The organism is Oscillatoria salina IIICB1 (genome assembly GCF_020144665.1).
Classification (GTDB): domain Bacteria; phylum Cyanobacteriota; class Cyanobacteriia; order Cyanobacteriales; family SIO1D9; genus IIICB1.
On record NZ_JAAHBQ010000030.1, the window covers coordinates 35146 to 53419 of the forward strand.

Annotated in this window: 15 protein-coding genes; 5 read left to right on the plus strand and 10 right to left on the minus strand. The window is 39.9% G+C overall.

All coding sequences use genetic code 11. From position 1 onward, the window contains the following. Window positions 1-28: 28 nt before the first annotated feature. From msrA to G3T18_RS10805, 3 genes are all read right to left on the minus strand, one after another. Entirely contained in the window at window positions 29-496 is a 468-nt protein-coding gene (gene msrA, locus G3T18_RS10795) for a peptide-methionine (S)-S-oxide reductase MsrA (RefSeq protein WP_224410564.1), read from the minus strand. A gap of 94 nt (window positions 497-590) precedes the next feature. Further along, the gene (gene psb34 / locus G3T18_RS10800; RefSeq protein ID WP_224410565.1) at window positions 591-761 is read right to left on the minus strand and encodes a photosystem II assembly protein Psb34; all 171 of its coding nucleotides are present in this window, start codon (window positions 759-761) and stop codon (window positions 591-593) included. Between the two features lie 131 nt (window positions 762-892). Beyond that, a complete protein-coding gene (locus G3T18_RS10805; RefSeq protein WP_224410566.1) occupies window positions 893-2551 on the minus strand; it encodes an MFS transporter in 1659 nt (552 codons plus the stop codon). Window positions 2552-2910: 359 nt separating this feature from the next. On the opposite strand from G3T18_RS10805, the gene G3T18_RS10810 reads away from it, so the two are divergent. After that, a complete protein-coding gene (locus G3T18_RS10810; RefSeq protein ID WP_224410567.1) occupies window positions 2911-3849 on the plus strand; it encodes an Rpn family recombination-promoting nuclease/putative transposase in 939 nt (312 codons plus the stop codon). A gap of 32 nt (window positions 3850-3881) precedes the next feature. On the opposite strand, the gene lepB is transcribed toward G3T18_RS10810, so the two are convergent. Together lepB and G3T18_RS10820 are read right to left on the minus strand one after the other, a co-directional pair. Beyond that, window positions 3882-4925, minus strand: a complete 1044-nt coding sequence (lepB, locus tag G3T18_RS10815; RefSeq protein ID WP_224410568.1) for a signal peptidase I — start codon at window positions 4923-4925, stop codon at window positions 3882-3884. A 32-nt stretch (window positions 4926-4957) separates the two neighbouring features. Then, window positions 4958-5683: a DUF1295 domain-containing protein gene (locus G3T18_RS10820; RefSeq protein WP_224410569.1), complete on the minus strand. Its 726-nt coding sequence runs from the start codon at window positions 5681-5683 to the stop codon at window positions 4958-4960. Window positions 5684-6025: 342 nt separating this feature from the next. On the opposite strand from G3T18_RS10820, the gene G3T18_RS10825 reads away from it, so the two are divergent. Further along, window positions 6026-9607, plus strand: a complete 3582-nt coding sequence (locus G3T18_RS10825) for an EAL domain-containing protein (RefSeq protein ID WP_224410570.1) — start codon at window positions 6026-6028, stop codon at window positions 9605-9607. Between the two features lie 33 nt (window positions 9608-9640). Here the strand turns inward: G3T18_RS10825 and G3T18_RS10830 are convergent, their stop codons facing one another. Both G3T18_RS10830 and G3T18_RS10835 read right to left on the minus strand, forming a co-directional pair. Continuing rightward, window positions 9641-9811: a hypothetical protein gene (locus G3T18_RS10830; protein ID WP_224410571.1), complete on the minus strand. Its 171-nt coding sequence runs from the start codon at window positions 9809-9811 to the stop codon at window positions 9641-9643. A gap of 137 nt (window positions 9812-9948) precedes the next feature. Next, window positions 9949-10854 carry a nuclear transport factor 2 family protein gene (locus G3T18_RS10835; protein WP_224410572.1) on the minus strand — a complete coding sequence of 302 codons (906 nt, stop codon included), beginning with the start codon at window positions 10852-10854 and terminating at the stop codon, window positions 9949-9951. 45 nt (window positions 10855-10899) lie between these two features. Here G3T18_RS10835 and murG point away from each other — a divergent pair, with 45 nt between their 5' ends. Continuing rightward, window positions 10900-11979, plus strand: a complete 1080-nt coding sequence (gene murG / locus G3T18_RS10840) for an undecaprenyldiphospho-muramoylpentapeptide beta-N-acetylglucosaminyltransferase (RefSeq protein WP_224410573.1) — start codon at window positions 10900-10902, stop codon at window positions 11977-11979. A gap of 82 nt (window positions 11980-12061) precedes the next feature. Here the strand turns inward: murG and G3T18_RS10845 are convergent, their stop codons facing one another. Further along, window positions 12062-12859 (minus strand): cobyrinic acid a,c-diamide synthase, encoded by a 798-nt coding sequence (locus G3T18_RS10845; protein ID WP_224410574.1) that lies wholly within the window; start codon window positions 12857-12859, stop codon window positions 12062-12064. Window positions 12860-13632: 773 nt separating this feature from the next. Between G3T18_RS10845 and G3T18_RS10850 the strand changes: the two genes are divergently transcribed. After that, the gene (locus G3T18_RS10850) at window positions 13633-14664 is read left to right on the plus strand and encodes a hypothetical protein (protein ID WP_224410575.1); all 1032 of its coding nucleotides are present in this window, start codon (window positions 13633-13635) and stop codon (window positions 14662-14664) included. A 5-nt stretch (window positions 14665-14669) separates the two neighbouring features. Here G3T18_RS10850 and G3T18_RS25755 read toward each other — a convergent pair whose 3' ends face one another. After that, window positions 14670-16301 (minus strand): methyl-accepting chemotaxis protein, encoded by a 1632-nt coding sequence (locus tag G3T18_RS25755; protein ID WP_224410576.1) that lies wholly within the window; start codon window positions 16299-16301, stop codon window positions 14670-14672. 339 nt (window positions 16302-16640) lie between these two features. Then, window positions 16641-17480, minus strand: a complete 840-nt coding sequence (locus G3T18_RS10860; RefSeq protein ID WP_224410577.1) for a carbohydrate ABC transporter permease — start codon at window positions 17478-17480, stop codon at window positions 16641-16643. A gap of 118 nt (window positions 17481-17598) precedes the next feature. Between G3T18_RS10860 and G3T18_RS10865 the strand changes: the two genes are divergently transcribed. Next, complete coding sequence (locus G3T18_RS10865; protein ID WP_224410578.1) at window positions 17599-18168, plus strand: transposase family protein; 570 nt, start codon at window positions 17599-17601, stop codon at window positions 18166-18168. The last annotated feature ends 106 nt before the right edge of the window (window positions 18169-18274 follow it).

Genomic DNA, 18274 nt, shown 5'->3' on the forward strand with positions numbered 1-18274 from the left:
CAGCTTAGGTTAATTCAGGGCTAAACGGCTATTTACGAGCAGATTGCTGTTTTTTCTCAAAATACTGCTGATGGCTTTCATCGGCTAAATAATAGTCTTTCGCGGGCTGTATTTGCGTAACAATTTCTTGGTCAAATTTGCCGGAATTTTGCAGTTGACGTTTTGATAATCTCGCTACTTTTTCTTGCTCGTCATTGTGATAAAAAATAACCGATCTGTATTGTTCGCCTCGATCTGAACCTTGACGATTAAGCTGTGTGGGGTCGTGTATTGACCAAAATATTTCTAATAATTCTTCGTAGCTAATAATTTCTGGATTGTACTCGATTTGAGTTACTTCTGCGTGACCTGTAATTCTCGATAAAACATCTAAGTAACTGGGGTTAGGAAAATCTCCGCCCATATAACCGACAGAAGTTGAAATTACTCCTTTAACTTGACTAAATGCTGCTTCTACACCCCAAAAACAGCCTGCACCAAATGTTGCTTTTGCCATGTTTGCGCGCAATCCTGTGACGATAAAATGCAAATAACCTCAGTTGACTGCTGAGGCTTTGCTGATGAGTTAGGGAATTATTAACAATCGATTTTTAGCTAACAGCGAAGCTAACGAAAATTAAGGTGCTAACTAATAAAGCAGCAAAGACACCTTGGATAGCATAGCGACGCTGCTGTTGCTGGGAAGGATCTTTCGCGTAATAAGGTTTGGTTTCTTTGGCGAAGTTGTTGATTAGTCCTTGTTCGTCAGTGGTGCTGTACATCTAGGTTTCTCCGGTTTTGTTACGTTCTGTAAACCATTATGTAACAATATGTAAAATTTTGTCAAGTGGTAGAGGGAATTATGGTAGAGAAAATTTTGAGACAAAAGTCTCGAGGAGTTTTGTAGCTTAATCTAATGTGGTCTTTGGGCAGAGCGTTGTTGGAGTTGCAAGCGAATTTGGGTATGAAATTCACGAGTGATGGGATACAAATAAGTGAAAACCAAGCCAGCAATTAAAGCTAAAGTAGGAAGAGGACCGATCGCGAGACGAATAGCGAGTAAAGCGCTTTCTGGTTGAGTAGGAAGCGGTTGTCCAGAAACAGACTCGACGAAACCAGCCCATTCTAAAGCTACACCGACGACAAACAAGGCGATCGCCAAACCTAATTTTTGCAGCAAGACCATAAAACCATAGAAAATACCTTCGCGACGCTGACCAGTTCTTAACTCATCAAGTTCGATCACATCAGGAACCATCGACCAAGGAATTAAATAAGCCACAGAAACGCCAAAACCTGCCAGAATAGCCAAAAAGTACATTAAACCTGTTTGACCTGGTTGCAGCAAAAATAAACCCGCCTGAGCGATAATCCACAGCCCAGTTCCCAGAAAATAAACTGCTTTTTTGCCAACTTTTTCGCTCACTTGTTTCCAGACAAAAAGCATGACTAAAGCAGTTCCTTGTACAGCTAAAGCAACTATCGTCGATTGTGCTTCAGACAGCCCCATCCAAATCACCACAAAATAAATCAAAATCGAAGCTGTTAACTGGACAGCCAACCAGGAACTCAGGTAAATGCCAATCACGCATAAAAAAGCTTTGTTACTAAAAACAATCCGCAGTTGTTCTTGAAAAGATAAAGATTCTGTGGGTTCAGTTCGCTCAGTTAAAGAAGTATCATCTCTCAAATAAGCTTCGGGGCGATAAAATAACAGCGTCAAGCCAAAAACTCCAGTTAGCAAACCGAGAAGAATAGCGACAATACCATTCAAAGCTACTTCGGCGGTAATCACGCTGGTAATTCCGTAAAGATCGGCACAAGCAGCGATCGCCAACAGCACAAAACCAAGGATCTTTTTTTGTTGCTGGTTTAAAATCGCTTTTGCACCTCGTTCTTGCAAAATAGAAACGCACCAAAAAATCGGAATTATTCCCAGTATGCTCGTAATCACACCCAATACTAAATATTGCTGTTTACCATCGTTAGGAAAAGCGGCAAAAACTAAACCTGCCAAAACCAAAGATAAAATCGAAGCACCGATCGAAAAAGCAAAGCGAAAACTATTCAAACTGGTGCGTTCGTTGTAATCTTGAGTTAATTCTGGAGTTAGGGCGGTGTAAGGTAAATTAACTGCGGTATAAGCGAGATTGAAAAGAATAGCAATCAAAACATAATAACCAAACAGCCACCAATCGTTAACTGCATCGTTATTGCTAAAGCGAGGGACAACCCACTGCAAGAAAAAGAGTATACCAAAAGGAATTGCCCCAAACAGCATCCAAGGAAGACGACGACCCCAACGAGAACGAGTGCGATCGCTCATTACCCCAATTATTGGATCGTTAATTGCATCAGAAATCTTGCCAATTGTGAGAATGCTACCCGCTAAACCCGCAGGTAAACCCGCTACATTGGTAAAAAAAGGTAAGAGAAAAAATACTAAGACGTTAGCAGTAATAGCTGCACCCATATCTCCAGCACCAAAAGCTAATTTCGTAATAAAATTAAGTTTTTCTTGCTGGGGCTGCTTGTCTAAAATAACATCGTGAGAATTTGCCGGATCGTTCATAATTTAAATTGAGATTAGTTGAGGTTAGAGGAATGTCAGCTTTTCAGTTGTGAGTTTTATTGCAACTGATAAACTTTGAAACCAGAGCGATCGCCACGCGATCGTCTATCTGTAGCTAGTTGTAACATTCTTCCTTACCTAAGCTGCGAGCTTACTGTGCCAAAATTTTAATCATAACATCTTGAGCCATTCAACAGAACTTGAAAATAGCGATCGGGTGGGTTAAACGAGTAATCATTTCAATTCCGGACGAAAAGTTGAGATTTTTTGCTTTTCTCACCTCTTGAAAAGAGCAAATAAAATCAGTTATAATTCAACTAAAAAGATTAATCACAACTTAGAAAAAGGTGGCTGGAAACATGAGATTTATTAGCCCAAAAACTGACTTTGCTTTCAAAAAAATCTTTGGTTCCGATCAAAGCAAAGATATTTTAATTTCTTTTCTTAATGCGATGATTTACTCAGGCGATTCGATAATCCAAGATTTAGAAATTATCGATCCCTATAACGCTGGTGATGTCGTCGATTTAAAAGACAGTTATCTCGATGTTAAGGCAGTATTACAAGATCGAACTACTGTGATTATTGAAATGCAAGTTTGGAATGTAGAAGCTTTCCAGAAACGAGTAGTTTATAACTTATGTAAAACCTATGCTAATCAGCTTAAGTCAGGACAAGGATATTTTTATCTCAATCCAGTAATTGCTCTAACTATTACCGATTTTAAGTTGTTTTCCTCAACAGAAAAAATAATTAACCGTTTTTTCTTCCAAGAAGAAGAAGAACACTTTTCCTATCAAGAAAATGAGTTAAAAATGGTTTTTGTTGAACTTCCTAAATTCAACAAAAAACTTGAAGATTTGGAAGATGTAGTGGATAAGTGGATTTACTTTATTAAAGAGGCTCCTAGCTTGGAAGTAATTCCTCCGAAAATGAGTGAAGTCCCCCAAATAGAAAAGGCACTAAATATCGCTAATAAAGCTAGTTTAAGCGTTGAAGAATTGGAGAAGTTACACAAACAAGAACTATATTGGGAAGATAAACGAGGTGCAATTACTTTCGCTCAAAGAGAAGCCAGAGAAGTAGGAAGAGAAGAAGGTAGAGTTGAAGGTAGAGTTGAAGGCGAAAGAAACTTAATCTTACGTCAAATTGAGCGTCGTTTTGGCGAAGTAAGTTCCTCGACAAGAGAGTTAATTGAAGCTTTGAATTTACAAGATTTGGAACGTCTTGGAGAAGCAATGTGGGATTTTAATACGAATGAAGATTTACTCACTTGGCTGCAAGAAAATTCTCCCTAATTATTACTAGATTACTACTTACCAAATTTCTGCTAATTCAAGGGCATAATTCGTTGTGGAGGCCAATATATTTTGTAAGCTTTACCAATAATAGATTTAGCTGGGAGAAAACCCCAAACATGAGAATCAAAACTATGATTGCGATTATCGCCGAGAACAAAATAAGTCCCGTCTGGTACTGTTTGGGGTCCCCATTGATAAAAGATATCTTCAGTGAGATAATCTTCTTGTAAGGCGCGATCGTTAATATAAACTTGACCATTATTAATGTTAATTTTTTGCCCTGGCGTAGCAATAATTCGCTTAATATAATATTCTTGTTTTTCGTTTCCTGATTGGGTGTCTAATTCAGCAGCTTTTGGTGGTTCTTTAAAAACGATTAAATCTCCTGTTTGTGGTAAATAATTTTTAGCTTTGTGGACAAGAATTTTGTCTCCCACTTGCAGGGTGGGATACATAGATAAACTAGGAATTTGAAAGCGTTCGATTCTTGTTTCTAGCCAAACAAAAGAGTATTTACTAGCAACTCCGCTTATCAGCACTAATACTGCGAAGATCGCCACGATCGCGCGCCCTGCAACTTTTTTCTCTTTGGGGAAAGTAGTATAAGCATGATAGGTAGCTATTGCGCCGATTATCGGCGTCAACATCCCTAAAGTCAAGAAAACATCATCCGCGATCGCCAAAAATATCGTTACTGATAAAAATAAAATAGCAGCGAGCGATTGGTGATTGTAAAGTTGACCTAAACCTGGTAAAATTCGCGTTAGGAAAACTGCAAACCAAGGATTTTTATTATTTCTCGGTATTTTCTCCTCTCGAAAATTATCTTGGAAAACTGAAGCATGAGCATCAAAAATATTGACTAAGTAAAGAGTCGCGATCGCCAATAATAAGCCAATGCCTGTTAGTGTGTTTCCTCTAGCATCTAAAAATGACCACAAGGCAAAACTAACTAAGATTAACTGACTCAATAAAAAGAAGATTCCTTTTGTGTCTTTTCGAGCATAAAATTGTCCCAGTCCCGGAAAAAACATCGAAAGATTAACTGCTAACCACGAATCTTTTTTCTTCATTTTTTTTACCAGTTAGTTAGCCAGAAAATTATTTACCAAATGAAGGGAATTAAGCGCGCTGTTTTTTCTTGATAATCGGTGTAATCAGGATATTTTTTTGCCATTGAATCTTCCTTTTGAGAGATGCGTTGAAGGTAGAGAAGCAAAATTACTGCCGGAACTAAATATGCCCACAGAGAACCTGCGACAATGCTAAAACTAAGATAACGTAATAAATCGCCGAAGTAGTTGATATGGCGAGCAAAACGCCAAATATTATCGACAATTAAATCAGCGCCATATTGCTTAGCAGTTAGCTTTTGCACGTCCGCGATCGCGTTAATTAAACTCCCGAAAATGAATAAAGGTAAAGCGAAGCTACACGCTATAAATCCCAAAGGTTCCGGGTTGGTAAAAGCTAAATAACCTGGTAAACTGTAAAAAACTCCGACAAATAACACTATGGAAATAAATACCTTAGTATCCGCAGGTTCATTAAAAATTATTTCTCGGCGCTGAGGATAAATCCCTTGTTCGATTAACCACCACAAACAGTAACTGATGTGCAAGCACAAATAAACTACTTGACGCCAATCTCGTACGCCAAAAATAATGCTTAAGGTAATCAAAATCAAAATTGTCAGGATTTTAGCCACATTAATCGCTGTAAGTTGAGTTATTGGTTGAATACTAACTGAGTTGGTATTTTCCATTTCCATACCTGCATGACTAAATTCGCTACAGATTAATTTTAGTTTAAATTTCTCATAGCCAGGCAATGCGATCGGTTAGTTGCTAAAATCCAAAGATAATTTTCGAGATTGAGCCTTACCTGAGAGAATCCTAATCCCCGCGATCGCTATGCGAGCCAAGTCTGCTAGATTTGTTTTGACTGTAATTGAGGGGTCTTACCCCTAGGATAAATAAGGGCAATCTATTATAAACTAATGAAATGAAAAAATTATTTAATTATAGCAGATTTATGTTCTCAACATCCCACATTTTGACCGGGCTGAAATTATTAATAATTATGGTAAATAACTGTCAGTTTTTTTGTGTCCTAGACAACAAACGAAACTCCTAGTTTGTTCTAAGATAAAATTTTAGATACGATTAGGGTTATGACTAAGAAAACTCGAAGGCTACAAAAAGCGATTATCGCTGGATCGGCTCTCGGTTTATTAGCGCTAGGCACAACGATTGCCCTAGTTAGCCTTAAACCCTTATACAAATATCTTAAGCAAGAAGAAGAAAGAAAATTACTGGTTAGCGCTAAAAACTATTCTCTAGCAATCGAACAGTGGTTCGATCGTGCTAGAGATGTAAGCTTTCAAATATCGAGACGGAGCAAACTGCGCAAAAGTTTATCAGCTTATAATAACAACCAAATAACTCTTAGCGAATACGAATATTTAAATAAAGCTCAGTTAGCAGATGCACTAAATGAATCAGTAGTTGGTATTAGCCGTTTTGATGCTAAAGGTAACTTAGTAGTACAGGTAGGAATACCAATTCCCCAATCATCTTGGCAACTTCCTACTGGGGAAGATGAGAAATCTTTAATTACAGGTCCGCTACAAATTGGCGAAGAATTTTATTTAGTAGTTAGTACCTCAATAGTTGACGAAAAACGTCAAGGGACAAATATAATTTTATTTCGACTCTCAAATTGGCAAGAAACGATCCTCGAAAATTCAGAGTCAGGTAAGTCGAGAAAAATAATTTTTGGCAAAGTAGAAGCAAATAATACCGATTTGTTCGTTCCTTTTGCCGAGCGAAAAATAAAGATAACCGTCCAAGAATTGCGGCAAACTACAGCAGTTCATCAAGCACTATTAAAAGCAAGTCAAGGCAAAGAAGGGACTTTGTGGTGCGATATTGGCAAGTATTTTATTGCCTACAGTCCGATAAATCAAAGTAATTGGGACATTATCGTCGCTCAAGAAAAAAACGAGTTATACGCTCCAGTTTACAAGCAAATTTTCAACGTGGGCTGTTCGATTGTAATTTTAATTACTATTGGAATAACGAGTATTGTCTTTATTCTCCGTTCCCTAACAGGCAGAATGCAAAACGAAATTAAAGAACGCCTCAAAGTAACAGCAGCTTTACGGAAAGAAAGAGATTTTACCAAAACTTTATTTGAAGCAAATCCGGCTTTTTTTGTTGCCCTCGATGCCAAAGGCAAAGTTATTTTAATGAATCCAGCAATTCTCAATGCTCTAGAATATAGATTAGACGAAGTAACAGGAAAAGATTACTTATCTACCTTTGTTCCCCAAGAAGAACAAAGATCGGTGAAAACAAATTTCAAAAAAGTAATTCAAGAAAAAAAATCGAGTTGCCAAGAAAACCATTTATTAAAAAAATCGGGAAGTAAAATTTTAGTAGAATGGCACGGACGAGCAATTTTCAATTCTGAAACTAACGAACAAGAATTCTTTTTTGGTGTGGGAACCGATATAACAGAACGCAAACGAGTTGAAGAAGAAATTAGGCTTTTGCAAAGAATTACTCAAGCAGTTTTATACGCAGAAGATTTTAATTCAGCTTTAGAATTAGCACTATTTATGCTTTGCGATGCTGCTGGTTGGGCATTAGGAGAAGCCTGGATTCCTAACGATGAAAAAACCCAGCTTGAATGCAGTCCAGTATGGTATTCTCCTCATTTAAGTCTGAAACAATTTCGCCACATAAGCGAAAATTTAGAGTTTCCACCGGAAGTGGGTTTGCCAGGAAGAGTATTTTCTGCTCAGAAACCAGAGTGGATAGAAGACGTTTCTCACGAGTCGAAGAAAATTTTTCTTCGCGCTCAGATCGCCGGAGAATGCGGATTGAAAGCAGGTTTGGGAGTGCCAATTATTTCTCACCAAAAAGTGCTAGCGGTACTGGTATTTTTTATGTTTACCGCTCAAACCGAAGACCAACGTTTAGTGAAAGTAGTTTCTTCAGTAGCGATGCAGTTAGGTTCAGTATTCGAGCGCAAACAAGCAGAAGAAAAGTACCGTCGCTTGTTTGAAAATTCAATTGAAGGTATTTTCCAAATTACTCCGAAAGGAGGCTGGTTGAATATAAATACTGCGTTGGCAAAAATGTTAGGTTATGCTTCACCAGCAGAAATTAAATCGAAGCTAACTAATATTGAAGAGCAATTATATGTGGAGCCAAATTGCTATCTTGAGTTTCAACGTTTAATGAAAGAAGAAGGGATTGTATCCAGCTTTGAAGCGCAGTTTTATCGCCAAGATGGAAATCTGATTTGGGTACTGATGAACGCTCGTGCAGTTTATAACGATCGCGGCAAAATTAGCTATTATGAAGGCTCGATTATCAATATCAGCGATCGCAAAGAAAAAGAAGAACACCTGCGCTACCATGCTTCTCACGATGGTTTGACGCAATTGTGGAGTCGTAGCTTTTTCCTCGAACGAGTAGAACAAGCAATTGCCTGTGTACACCAGCAGCAAGACTATCGCTTTGCAGTGCTTTTTCTCGATGTCGATGGTTTTAAATTAGTTAATGATAGTTTAGGACATATCGTCGGCGATCGGTTGCTGGTGGCGATCGCGCAACGATTGCGCCAATGCTTGCGAGGTGGCGATACCTTAGCCAGACTGGGAGGCGATGAATTTACTATTTTAGTCGCTCGACTCCAAGATCTTAACGATGCGATCGCGATCGCAAGACGAGTAAAAGCCGCGTTTCAGCCTCCGTTTGCGATCGCGGGTCAGGAAATCTATGCTGGAGTTAGTATTGGCATCGTTGAGGGTAATTCCAACTACCAAAAGCCCCAAGAACTACTGCGCGATGCTGATACCGCCATGTATCGAGCTAAACGACAAGGTAAAGGAGGTTACGCCATCTTCGATGCTACCATGCGCGTTGAGGCGATCGAACGCTTGGAGTTAGAAACAGATTTACGACGAGCGCTAGAAAGAAATGAGCTAGAGGTTTATTATCAACCGATTGTCAGTGTCTCGACTGGTAAAATTACCGGATTTGAAGCCTTGCTACGCTGGCATCATCCTCAACGAGGTATGATTTCTCCAGGACAATTTATTCCTGTAGCAGAAGAAGCTGGTTTAATTAGTTTAATTGGTGAATGGGTACTGCGGGAAGCTTGCAGACAAACTGCTTTGTGGAATCAACGATTTTGCGCTCGTGGTAATCACAGCCAAAGCAAATCTGCGTCTTTACAAATGAGTGTCAACCTTTCCGTGCAACAATTTACCAGCGACTTAAGCAAAATCGTTGCCGACATACTCGCCGAAACAGGTGTAACCGGACGAGATGTAAAGTTAGAAATTACTGAAACAGCACTAATGGCAGATCCCAATTCCGCGATCGCCATTTTACGAAAATTAAAAGAGCAAGAAATCTTACTTTGTCTCGATGATTTCGGTACGGGTTACTGCTCTTTAAGTTATCTCCACACTTTTCCGATCGATATCTTAAAAATTGACCGCTCCTTCGTCAGCAGAATTCACAATAATGGCGAAATCGTGCGGACGATCGTTAGTTTAGCCCACAATCTTAACCTCGATGTCATTGCTGAAGGAGTTGAATCAATCGAGCAACTGCAACAGTTACAACTTCTCAATTGCAAATACGCTCAAGGTTACTTTTTTTCCAAACCACTGAACAAAGATGCTGCTACAGTCTTATTAGCCCAGCAAAAAATGAGCGAAGCTGGAGCTAGGTAATTAGATTATCGAGGTGGGAACGCGAAATCAAACTTATTTTTCGGGAACGGGAACGCGATCGCTTTTTCGCAGCAAAAGTACCATACCTCCAATCGCGAGAAAGCCAATTCCCCACCAAAGAGAATTACCAGGCAGAATTTTGAGCAAAAGTGTGACTATTCCTGATGTAATCAGCGACGAAGCAATTGTGGTTCGATATTTCATTGTTAATAAAACTTTTTCGATGTCTATCCTCTGTTGTGACTAAATTCTAGTTAGGAAATTAACCCATCACCTCCATCGAGAGAGATAATACCCAACAGAGCCGGGGCAGCCATAGGCGGCAGCCCCTACGAAAAAAATTAGCGTTGCGGAAGATCCCTCGCCGCAGTATTACCCACCACGTGCAAACGTTGAGAAACAATTGTCATCCCATCACCGCGAATTAAAATCGCCGAAACCCAGCGATCGCCAGGTTTATCGGTAATCCTGCCCACCTTGAAAATACCTCCAGCCGGAAGCAAATCTAACTCCAACTCCGTAGGTTCGAGATAGCGATCGCTACTCACTTGTTCTTCGATCGCCGTTCCCATCAATAAATCATCTGCCAAAGGTTCAGTAACGATCGCATCAAAATTAAAAGGCTCGCCCAAACGCACTTGCTCTGGTAAATTCAATGTCACCTGGGGTGGATTATTGCCCGCAGTAACCTTCGTTGTTTCCGCCAAAATTTCCTGAGCAACAATTTCCTCGTTTTGAAAACGCTGGCGCGAGCGCAAAATAGATTCTATCCTCACCATTCTGCCATCTCGCATTACCGAACCATTCACATAAGTAATCGTTTCTGCAACAATTGCCTCACCTTCCCGCTCCCAAGACACCAATTCCGTGCGATAGTTTAATCTCGGATACTGTTCCCACAGTTTTTTCAGAGTTGCCATTAACTCTTGACGATTCAACTCATCAGAATTAGTGAAACTCGAACTGTAAAACTCCTCGATCCTTTCCAAATCGCGATCGTTTGCCGCCGCTTCAATTTCACTAATTGCCTCGCGGAGTTCGGGTGGCGCACTTGCCGCATCCGCCGCCACACTCACAGTCCCCAAACCCAAACTGAGGAGAACCGAAATTGACGAAGTTATCGCAGCTTTCGTCATTGCACGACGAAAGCACGATGACCATTGCCCAGATTTGTTAGTCAAAAAAATTTGCTGAAGAGTTCCAAAATTGCCCATCGGTGATAGTTTGAATAATTGAACAATACTCATTAATCATTGTCTCGATTGTAGTCAAAGACAAACTAAAAAATACAGATGACAAAAACACCTATTCCCTTGCTCATTGCTGCTAGCGGAACTGGAGGACATCTATTTCCCGCCCTAGCAGTAGCAGAAAAACTCACAGATTATCAGATTGAGTGGCTTGGCGTTCCCGATCGCCTAGAAACCAGACTCGTTCCCGAATCATATCCTCTACATACCATCGCTGTCGAGGGATTTCAAGAACGTTTTGGCTTGAATACCCTCCGCATTTTCCAACGCCTTGCTGGTTCAATTCGTCAAGTACGCAGGCTTCTCAAAGAGCGTCAGATTGAACTTGTCTTTACCACGGGCGGTTACATTGCTAGTCCGACAATTCTCGCTGCTCGTTCCCTGGGTTTGCCAGTTATTCTCCACGAATCTAATGCTCTCCCTGGAAAGGTAACTCGTTGGTTTGCTCCCTTTTGTACTTCTGTCGCTCTCGGTTTTTCAGAAGCAGCCCAATATTTACCCCGCAGCCGCACTGTCTGGGTAGGAACTCCCGTGCGTTCGATTTTTCTTACTCCTCAACAACTAGATTTACCTATTCCTGAATCTGCCTTTCTTATCGTCGTTGTTGGCGGTTCCCAAGGAGCAGTAGCAGTTAATCAAATGGTACGTGAATGCGCCCCAGCGTGGTTTGCGGCTGGTGCCTATCTCATTCACTTAACTGGAGATCGAGATCCTGACGTTCATCTTCTCGAACATCCCCAATATTTATCGCTGCCTTTTTATGAGAATATGGCAGCACTCTTACAAAGAGCAAATTTAGCAATTAGTCGCGCCGGAGCGGGAACTCTGACTGAATTAGCCGTATCGAAAACGCCAGCAATTTTAATTCCTTATCCCTACGCGGCTGAAGATCATCAAGCTTACAATGCAGCAGTTTTTCAAAGTGCTGGGGCGGCTTTAGTTTACCCTCAAGCACAACTCACACCAGAAATCTTAAAAACCCAGGTTTTAGAGTTAATTGCTAATCCTGCACAACTGGCACAGATGGCTCAACAAGCTACTGATTTGGCTGTCACCGATAGTAGCGATCGCCTAGCTAAACTCCTGCGGTTAACCTTGTCTGTTCAGGTGGTTAAAAAGTAATTAGTTTTGCCCTGATGACTGCTAATTTCTACTCGCTCGGAGTTATTAGTTAATTTTTTCTTTTTTGCTTTACCCAGTTAATTTAACTAGCAAATATTCCTTCCGTTTCCCTTTGAAAAATGTAGTCGTAATCAAAAATCAAATGTTTAATATTACGCCCAATTGAAAATCCCAGTTCGCAAACAGCTTCCGTGGTAAATGTTACCAGAATTAATTCAATTAATTTTTTCGCTCCAATTTCGGGTTTTTGCACAAAATAATCTCGTTTGGCAAAAAATACTCGCTCATCTTTAGGCACAATAATCCCATTTAGTCGGTGAGCGTTCTGAATTCGCTTGATGTATTTGTTGTAAAATTCTTCCTGATTGATTTGAATGCGATACAGACGTTCGTGTTGTTGCCAACTCATTTGAAACATCATTTTGATGATTTCAAAGCCTAAAATATAGTTGAGGACATGACTTTGTTCTTCTGAATTAACTACTAACCGTAAAGCTGACTCTAAATATTTATCTGGTTGGCGACTAACATCTTGAGCCGAATGAATGTAAAATTGCCTGATATATTTTCTCAGAACTGAACCAGTTAGCTTAGTATCGATCCGAAACAATCTTAAATAAAACTGAACTCTTTCTTGGGCATCTTGGTCTTGTAAAATTTTAGCAATTAAACCATCAGCCGTATAATCGTCCAGAAATTGTGCTTGCATTTCTGGAGATGCCGCACATAAAAGATGACATAAAGATAAAACGTAGCGGCGCTCTTTCCAGGGTAAACCTTCTGCCCATTTTTTGACTTCAACTGGTAATCTTTCTAGCATTTTGTCTGCCTTCGACCCTTCTTGTAGAACGGCGATTTTGTCTTTTAACTGTGTAATCATTTTTGATAATTTCCAAGCTACATCACATCATGTTAGTTTAGAAATAACCAGAGATAGGTAGCTGTAAATCCCTGGAAACTTTTTTTAGACAACTACAGCAACAGTTAGTTCTTTTTTTATTATTCCCGATTAAATTCAGGAAATATCACTTTGCTGCACAAAATTTTACTTAACTCTATCGCTGAAACTTTGGCAGCGCTCGCTCGCCTAGCCCAACCTAGGAAACAGTAATAGTTGCTACTATAATTATTATCCTGTTAACTCGAAACTGACTGGCGGACATTCAAATTTTTAAACTGTCACAGGAAGTTTTTTCCCTTGCCACCAGGAGAGTATAGTGAAAGAGAAGATTTGGATGTTGTATCCGTAGATTCTCGGATAATACATAATTGATTAATCTTGTTATAGTAAAATAGCGATCGCTGAATTCCTCGGTCAAGTTAGTTGATAGTTGAAAATACCGATCTTGACTCTCTTTTAAGGTTAAAGCTAAACGATTCAATCTTCCCTCGAAAGAGCAATTCCCTTTGACTGCGGCAATTATTCTTTTCCGAGAAAACTAACTGGTGAAGTTTAGCAAAAACCTAAAAAAAAGTATTAAATAATACAGAAAGTTAGAAAAAATAGTGTATTTATTCGACTAAGTTATCTACCAGAAAAACTGCTCGATCTAGTGATTGTGGCTAGGAACGGCAGAAAGCAGCCAAAAACCCCAGCAGTGGTGTACTGTAAAATTGAGTAATCAGAACAATTTCTCCTGTCTATCCCTGCTTATGGTTGAAATTCCCCAATCTACCGCCGAACTGGCTGCGATCCTGGAAACGCCAGTAGACCTGAATTTCGAGCTTCCCGATCCCGAAGACGAAGCAATTCAGGAAAACGAATTTAACGATCGCATCGAATACGCATGGAAAGTTTGCGATCGCTTCGATCTGCAAACCGATATTTGGCGGGGACGGATTATGCGAGCAGTGCGCGATCGCGAAAAAAAAGGCGGCGATGGACGCGGGACGGGTTTTCTCAATTGGCTCAAAAGCAGAGAAATTACCAAAAGTCAAGCTTATGCTTTAATTCAATTAGCCAATAGTGCTGATACTCTCCTCGAAGCAGGACAACTCGATCCCGAAACAATTAATAACTTTAGCAAACGGGCATTTGTCGAAACTGCGAAATCGGCTCCAGAAGTGCAAAAATTAGTTAGCGAAGCTGCCCAAAATGGTTCTCGCATCACTCGTCGGGAAGTCAAGCAACTCGCTGACGAATGGACAGCCATGAATTCGGAATTGCTGCCCGAAGAAGTAAAATCAAAAGCAGCAGAAGGCACTTTACCTCCCCGTCACCTCGCACCTTTAGTGAAAGAGTTAGAAAAATTACCGAACTCGCACCTGAGTCAAATACAACGAGAAGTAGCCGAAAGTCCTGATGTAGATACAGTTAAACAACTAACCACCGATGCTCGAAGTTTAGCAAAATATCTCGATGCAGCAGCCCAAGTGCAAACTCTGCGCAACTCATCGATTGACATGGAAATGGCACTGGATGAAGCTTTACGTCTCGACTGTTTAAATACGGCGGCTGACTTAGTCAAACAAGCTACCCAACTCGAACAAACCGTCGCCAAATTGTATACTACTTGGAAACGTCTCGGTAGTCTCAGCGATCGCCTCTACGTCGATACCGGAGCAAGTAACCCTCATCTGCGATCGTTACTTACCTGTCTAGAAACCCTCACCAATGAAGTTATCGAAGTGCATTTAGATGACGCGGGCGAACGAACGGTTCGCTTAAAAGTTATTGACTCTTGAGCAATTTAGTGCTTCCTCATTATTAAAGTCGTTCGCTCATGATTAATCACTTTGATTGCATCAACAACCTGTTGAATAGCAGTAGCTTGTTCTTGAGTAGATAAAGAAATTTCTTGGGAACGAGCTACCACTTGCGAAACCACATCGCGAAAACTATCGAACACCAGTTCCGTTTCTTGAGCAATTTGCACGCTCTGGGCTACTGTTTTTATTCCTTCATTAGTTGCTATCACCGTCGAATGAATTAATTTTTCGATCTCTGCTAATACAGACGTAATTCGAGCCGTCGAATTACGACTTTGGTCTGCTAATTTACGAATTTCCGCCGCAACCACCGCAAAACCTTTTCCTTGTTCTCCAGCCCGAACTGCTTCTACGGCGGCATTTAAAGCCAACATATTCGTTTGATTAGCAACTTCACTCACTAACAAGATAATTTTGCCGATCTCCTGGGTACTCTGACTCAGAGATGTAGTTTGTTTGGCGATCGCGCGAACATTTTCTTTCAACATATTCATTCCTTCCAGAGTACGACTAACTGCGGCTGTTCCTCCTTCAACCAAATTCAACATTTTTTTCGCACTATTTCCTGCCACCAAACCTGCTTCAGCAACTTGTCGGGAGGAAGCATTCAACTCATCCATTTGTTGCAAAACTTGTTCCACCAAAATCCGCCGATTTTGTTCGAGTTCTAAAGCGGTTGTTTTCTCTGTCAATAACCTTTCTTTTTCCTCAACTTCTCGTTCTAACTCATCAGTTTTAATTATTGCCTGACCCGCCAAAGGACGCAACAATAATACCATTCCGACCGTTCCCAACAAGCTTAAAATTACGACAATTGCTGCTATTTTCACGATTTCTTGATTTACCGAGGCATACAGTTCATTAGGATTCATTTTCACAATAATGCCCCAATTACTCTCAGTAATTGCTCCAAACGCAATTACATTTTCTTCAGTACCCCTATTTTCATCTTTTAATAAACCCGTATCGCCTGCTACCGTTTTTTCAAAAGTATTTTTTAGGAGATCGCTAGGAGTTTGAGTAGAATCTCTCAAGGGAAAAAATAAAACAGCTTCACCATTATCTACTGCTCCTAAAATAGTTTCTCCTGTCTCTCCCAAACCAAGATAATCTTTAACAATTCGCTGTAAACTAAAAGTTGTCAATAAAACTAGATCTGTGCCTACTCGCTCTCCATTGGAATTAATAATCGGCGCTCCCACAACTAAATATTGTTCGCCATCTAATTGAATTGGACGACCGACAATAGCCTCATTTGTATTTAATTTAGGTATTTCCCCTAAAAAAGGCGGAATTCTTTTTCCTACTTGAATTGCCAAGTTACTATTGGCATCTAAACGACTAATTCCCACTAAATCTTTTGATTGATTTAAAGCATCTTCGATAATTGGCGTACTAGCAGCAATGAACTCTTCTTTATTTATTTCCCCTTGATTATAGGAGATTAATAAATTACGCGCGCGAGTCCTACTGGCAATTTGTAAAGCCATATCTTTTGCACCTGCTAAAAATTCATCAACTACTAATGTTCGCAGCAACACAGCAGATTGTAAATTTCTTTCTTCTCTTTCTTTTAAACGATTATATAAAGGACTAACGCTGGCAAATGCCACTATTGTACTAATAATCAAAATTCCTCCGGCTGAATACAATATTAAGGAATTTTGTAGTTTTTTAGTATTAGTTGTTTTTCTGAATTGCGCCTTACTCATGTTGTCTTTGAACTAGAAAAACGCTATTTTTTTTATTAGTTAAACAAAATCGCTAATTTCCTAATTAATTTGGTATTTAGATCGTATTTCAGCGAGATATTCGAGACTTGATGACAATTTCCAGAATTAGCGAGCGGCAATTATTAATTATCAATTTATTTTCCAATTCACCTAATTTAACCAATCGCAATTCCTTAATTTTTAATTGACAATACGACGTCTTAACTTCCTAGCTAATTGCTAATTTTTAATTCCTGTGGTACCAATACCGCGAATAAACTGTCGCTGACCGATTAAAAATAACAAAATCACCGGGATTGTCGCAATAACCACAGCCGCCATCAACAAAGACCAATTATTAGTAAACTGTTCTTGAAACTCAGCTAAAGCAAGCTGTACCGTTCTTAACTCTGGTCGTGTCGTAAAAATTAAAGGCTTAAATAAATCGTTCCACTCACCAATAAAAGTAAACAAAAACAAAGTTACCAAAGCTGGACGAGATAAAGGTAACATAATTCGCCAGAGAATTGCCAAGCGATTAGCTCCATCTAAAGCCGCAGCTTCCTCCAACTCCACAGGTACAGTGCTAAAATATTGTCGCATCAAAAAAATGCCAAAACCATTAGCTGCCGTAGGCAAAATCAACGCCGCATAAGTATTAATCAAATGTCCCCACTTCAACACTAAAAAAATTGGAATTACCAAAATTTGAAAAGGAATCACCAACGTAGCCAAAATGAGCAATAAAATTGCTTGACGACCGCGAAACTTCAGTCTTGCTAAAGCATAACCAGCCAAAGCCGAAGTGAGCAATTGAAAACCCGTAACAGCTAAAGCAACAAAAGTAGAATTAGCAAACGCCAGCAGAAAATCGCCTCGCGCCCAAGCCGAGCGATAATTAGCAAAAGTGAGAGAATCAAGAGGAATAGCTTCGCCAGCAGCAGTACCAGCAGGACTTAAAGAAGTGAAGAAAACTACCCCCAGAGGTAGTAAAATCAAACCCACTCCCAATAGTAAAAGTAGTAGAATCCAGAAAGTGCTGTTAGTAGCAATAGACTTGAACCAATATTTTCCAGCCATTGATAAGTATTTATACCGATATTAGTATAATCTGATAAGTTATTCTCGGCTTTGGGAACTATTTAAACACACAAAAGTACAATTCTAGGCAAAAGACGAGTAATTGAGGAAAGCCCAAATGCAGCAAGCAGCAATTCTAGAAGCATTTGCTGACTTACCAGATCCACGCAGAAAAGCAGGACAAAGACATAGTATTTCTTTGTGTCTAGCTCTATTTACCTTAGCGATCGCCGCAGGGAATAGAGGATTTTTAGCGATCGGCGATTGGATAGACGCTTACCAAAGCGAATTAATTGAATTACTTGGCGTAGATCAGCAAAGACTACCATCATACAGCACAATTCGTCGGGTACTACTCCAACTCGACTACCAAAAATATGCTCAGTGTATCGTCAAGTTTCTGGGCTTACAAAATGTCAACGAAGAAAGAATCGCTGTTTACAGCAAAGCTTTGCAGAAGTATACTCAACCGGATAGTAGCAACTTTAACTTAGAACCTCATCCCGCTATTAACCTAGTTAGTTCATTCCTCGCAGAACGTGGCTTAATGTTAGAGACAAGCGAAGTAGATGCCAAACCCTACGGAATCAAAGGATTACCCGAAACAATCAAAACAATGGCACTCAAAGGTGTAACCTTTGCTCTTGATGCAATTAGGGCGCAACCGAAAACCAGCCCAGACAGTTAAGGAAAAAGCAATTAGCACAGAAACCGCTATTTTGGCTGAGTTTAGGTGAACGCAAGGAAATTTTTAGAATGAAATAGTCCGATCGCGGGGACTGTCGATAACATAA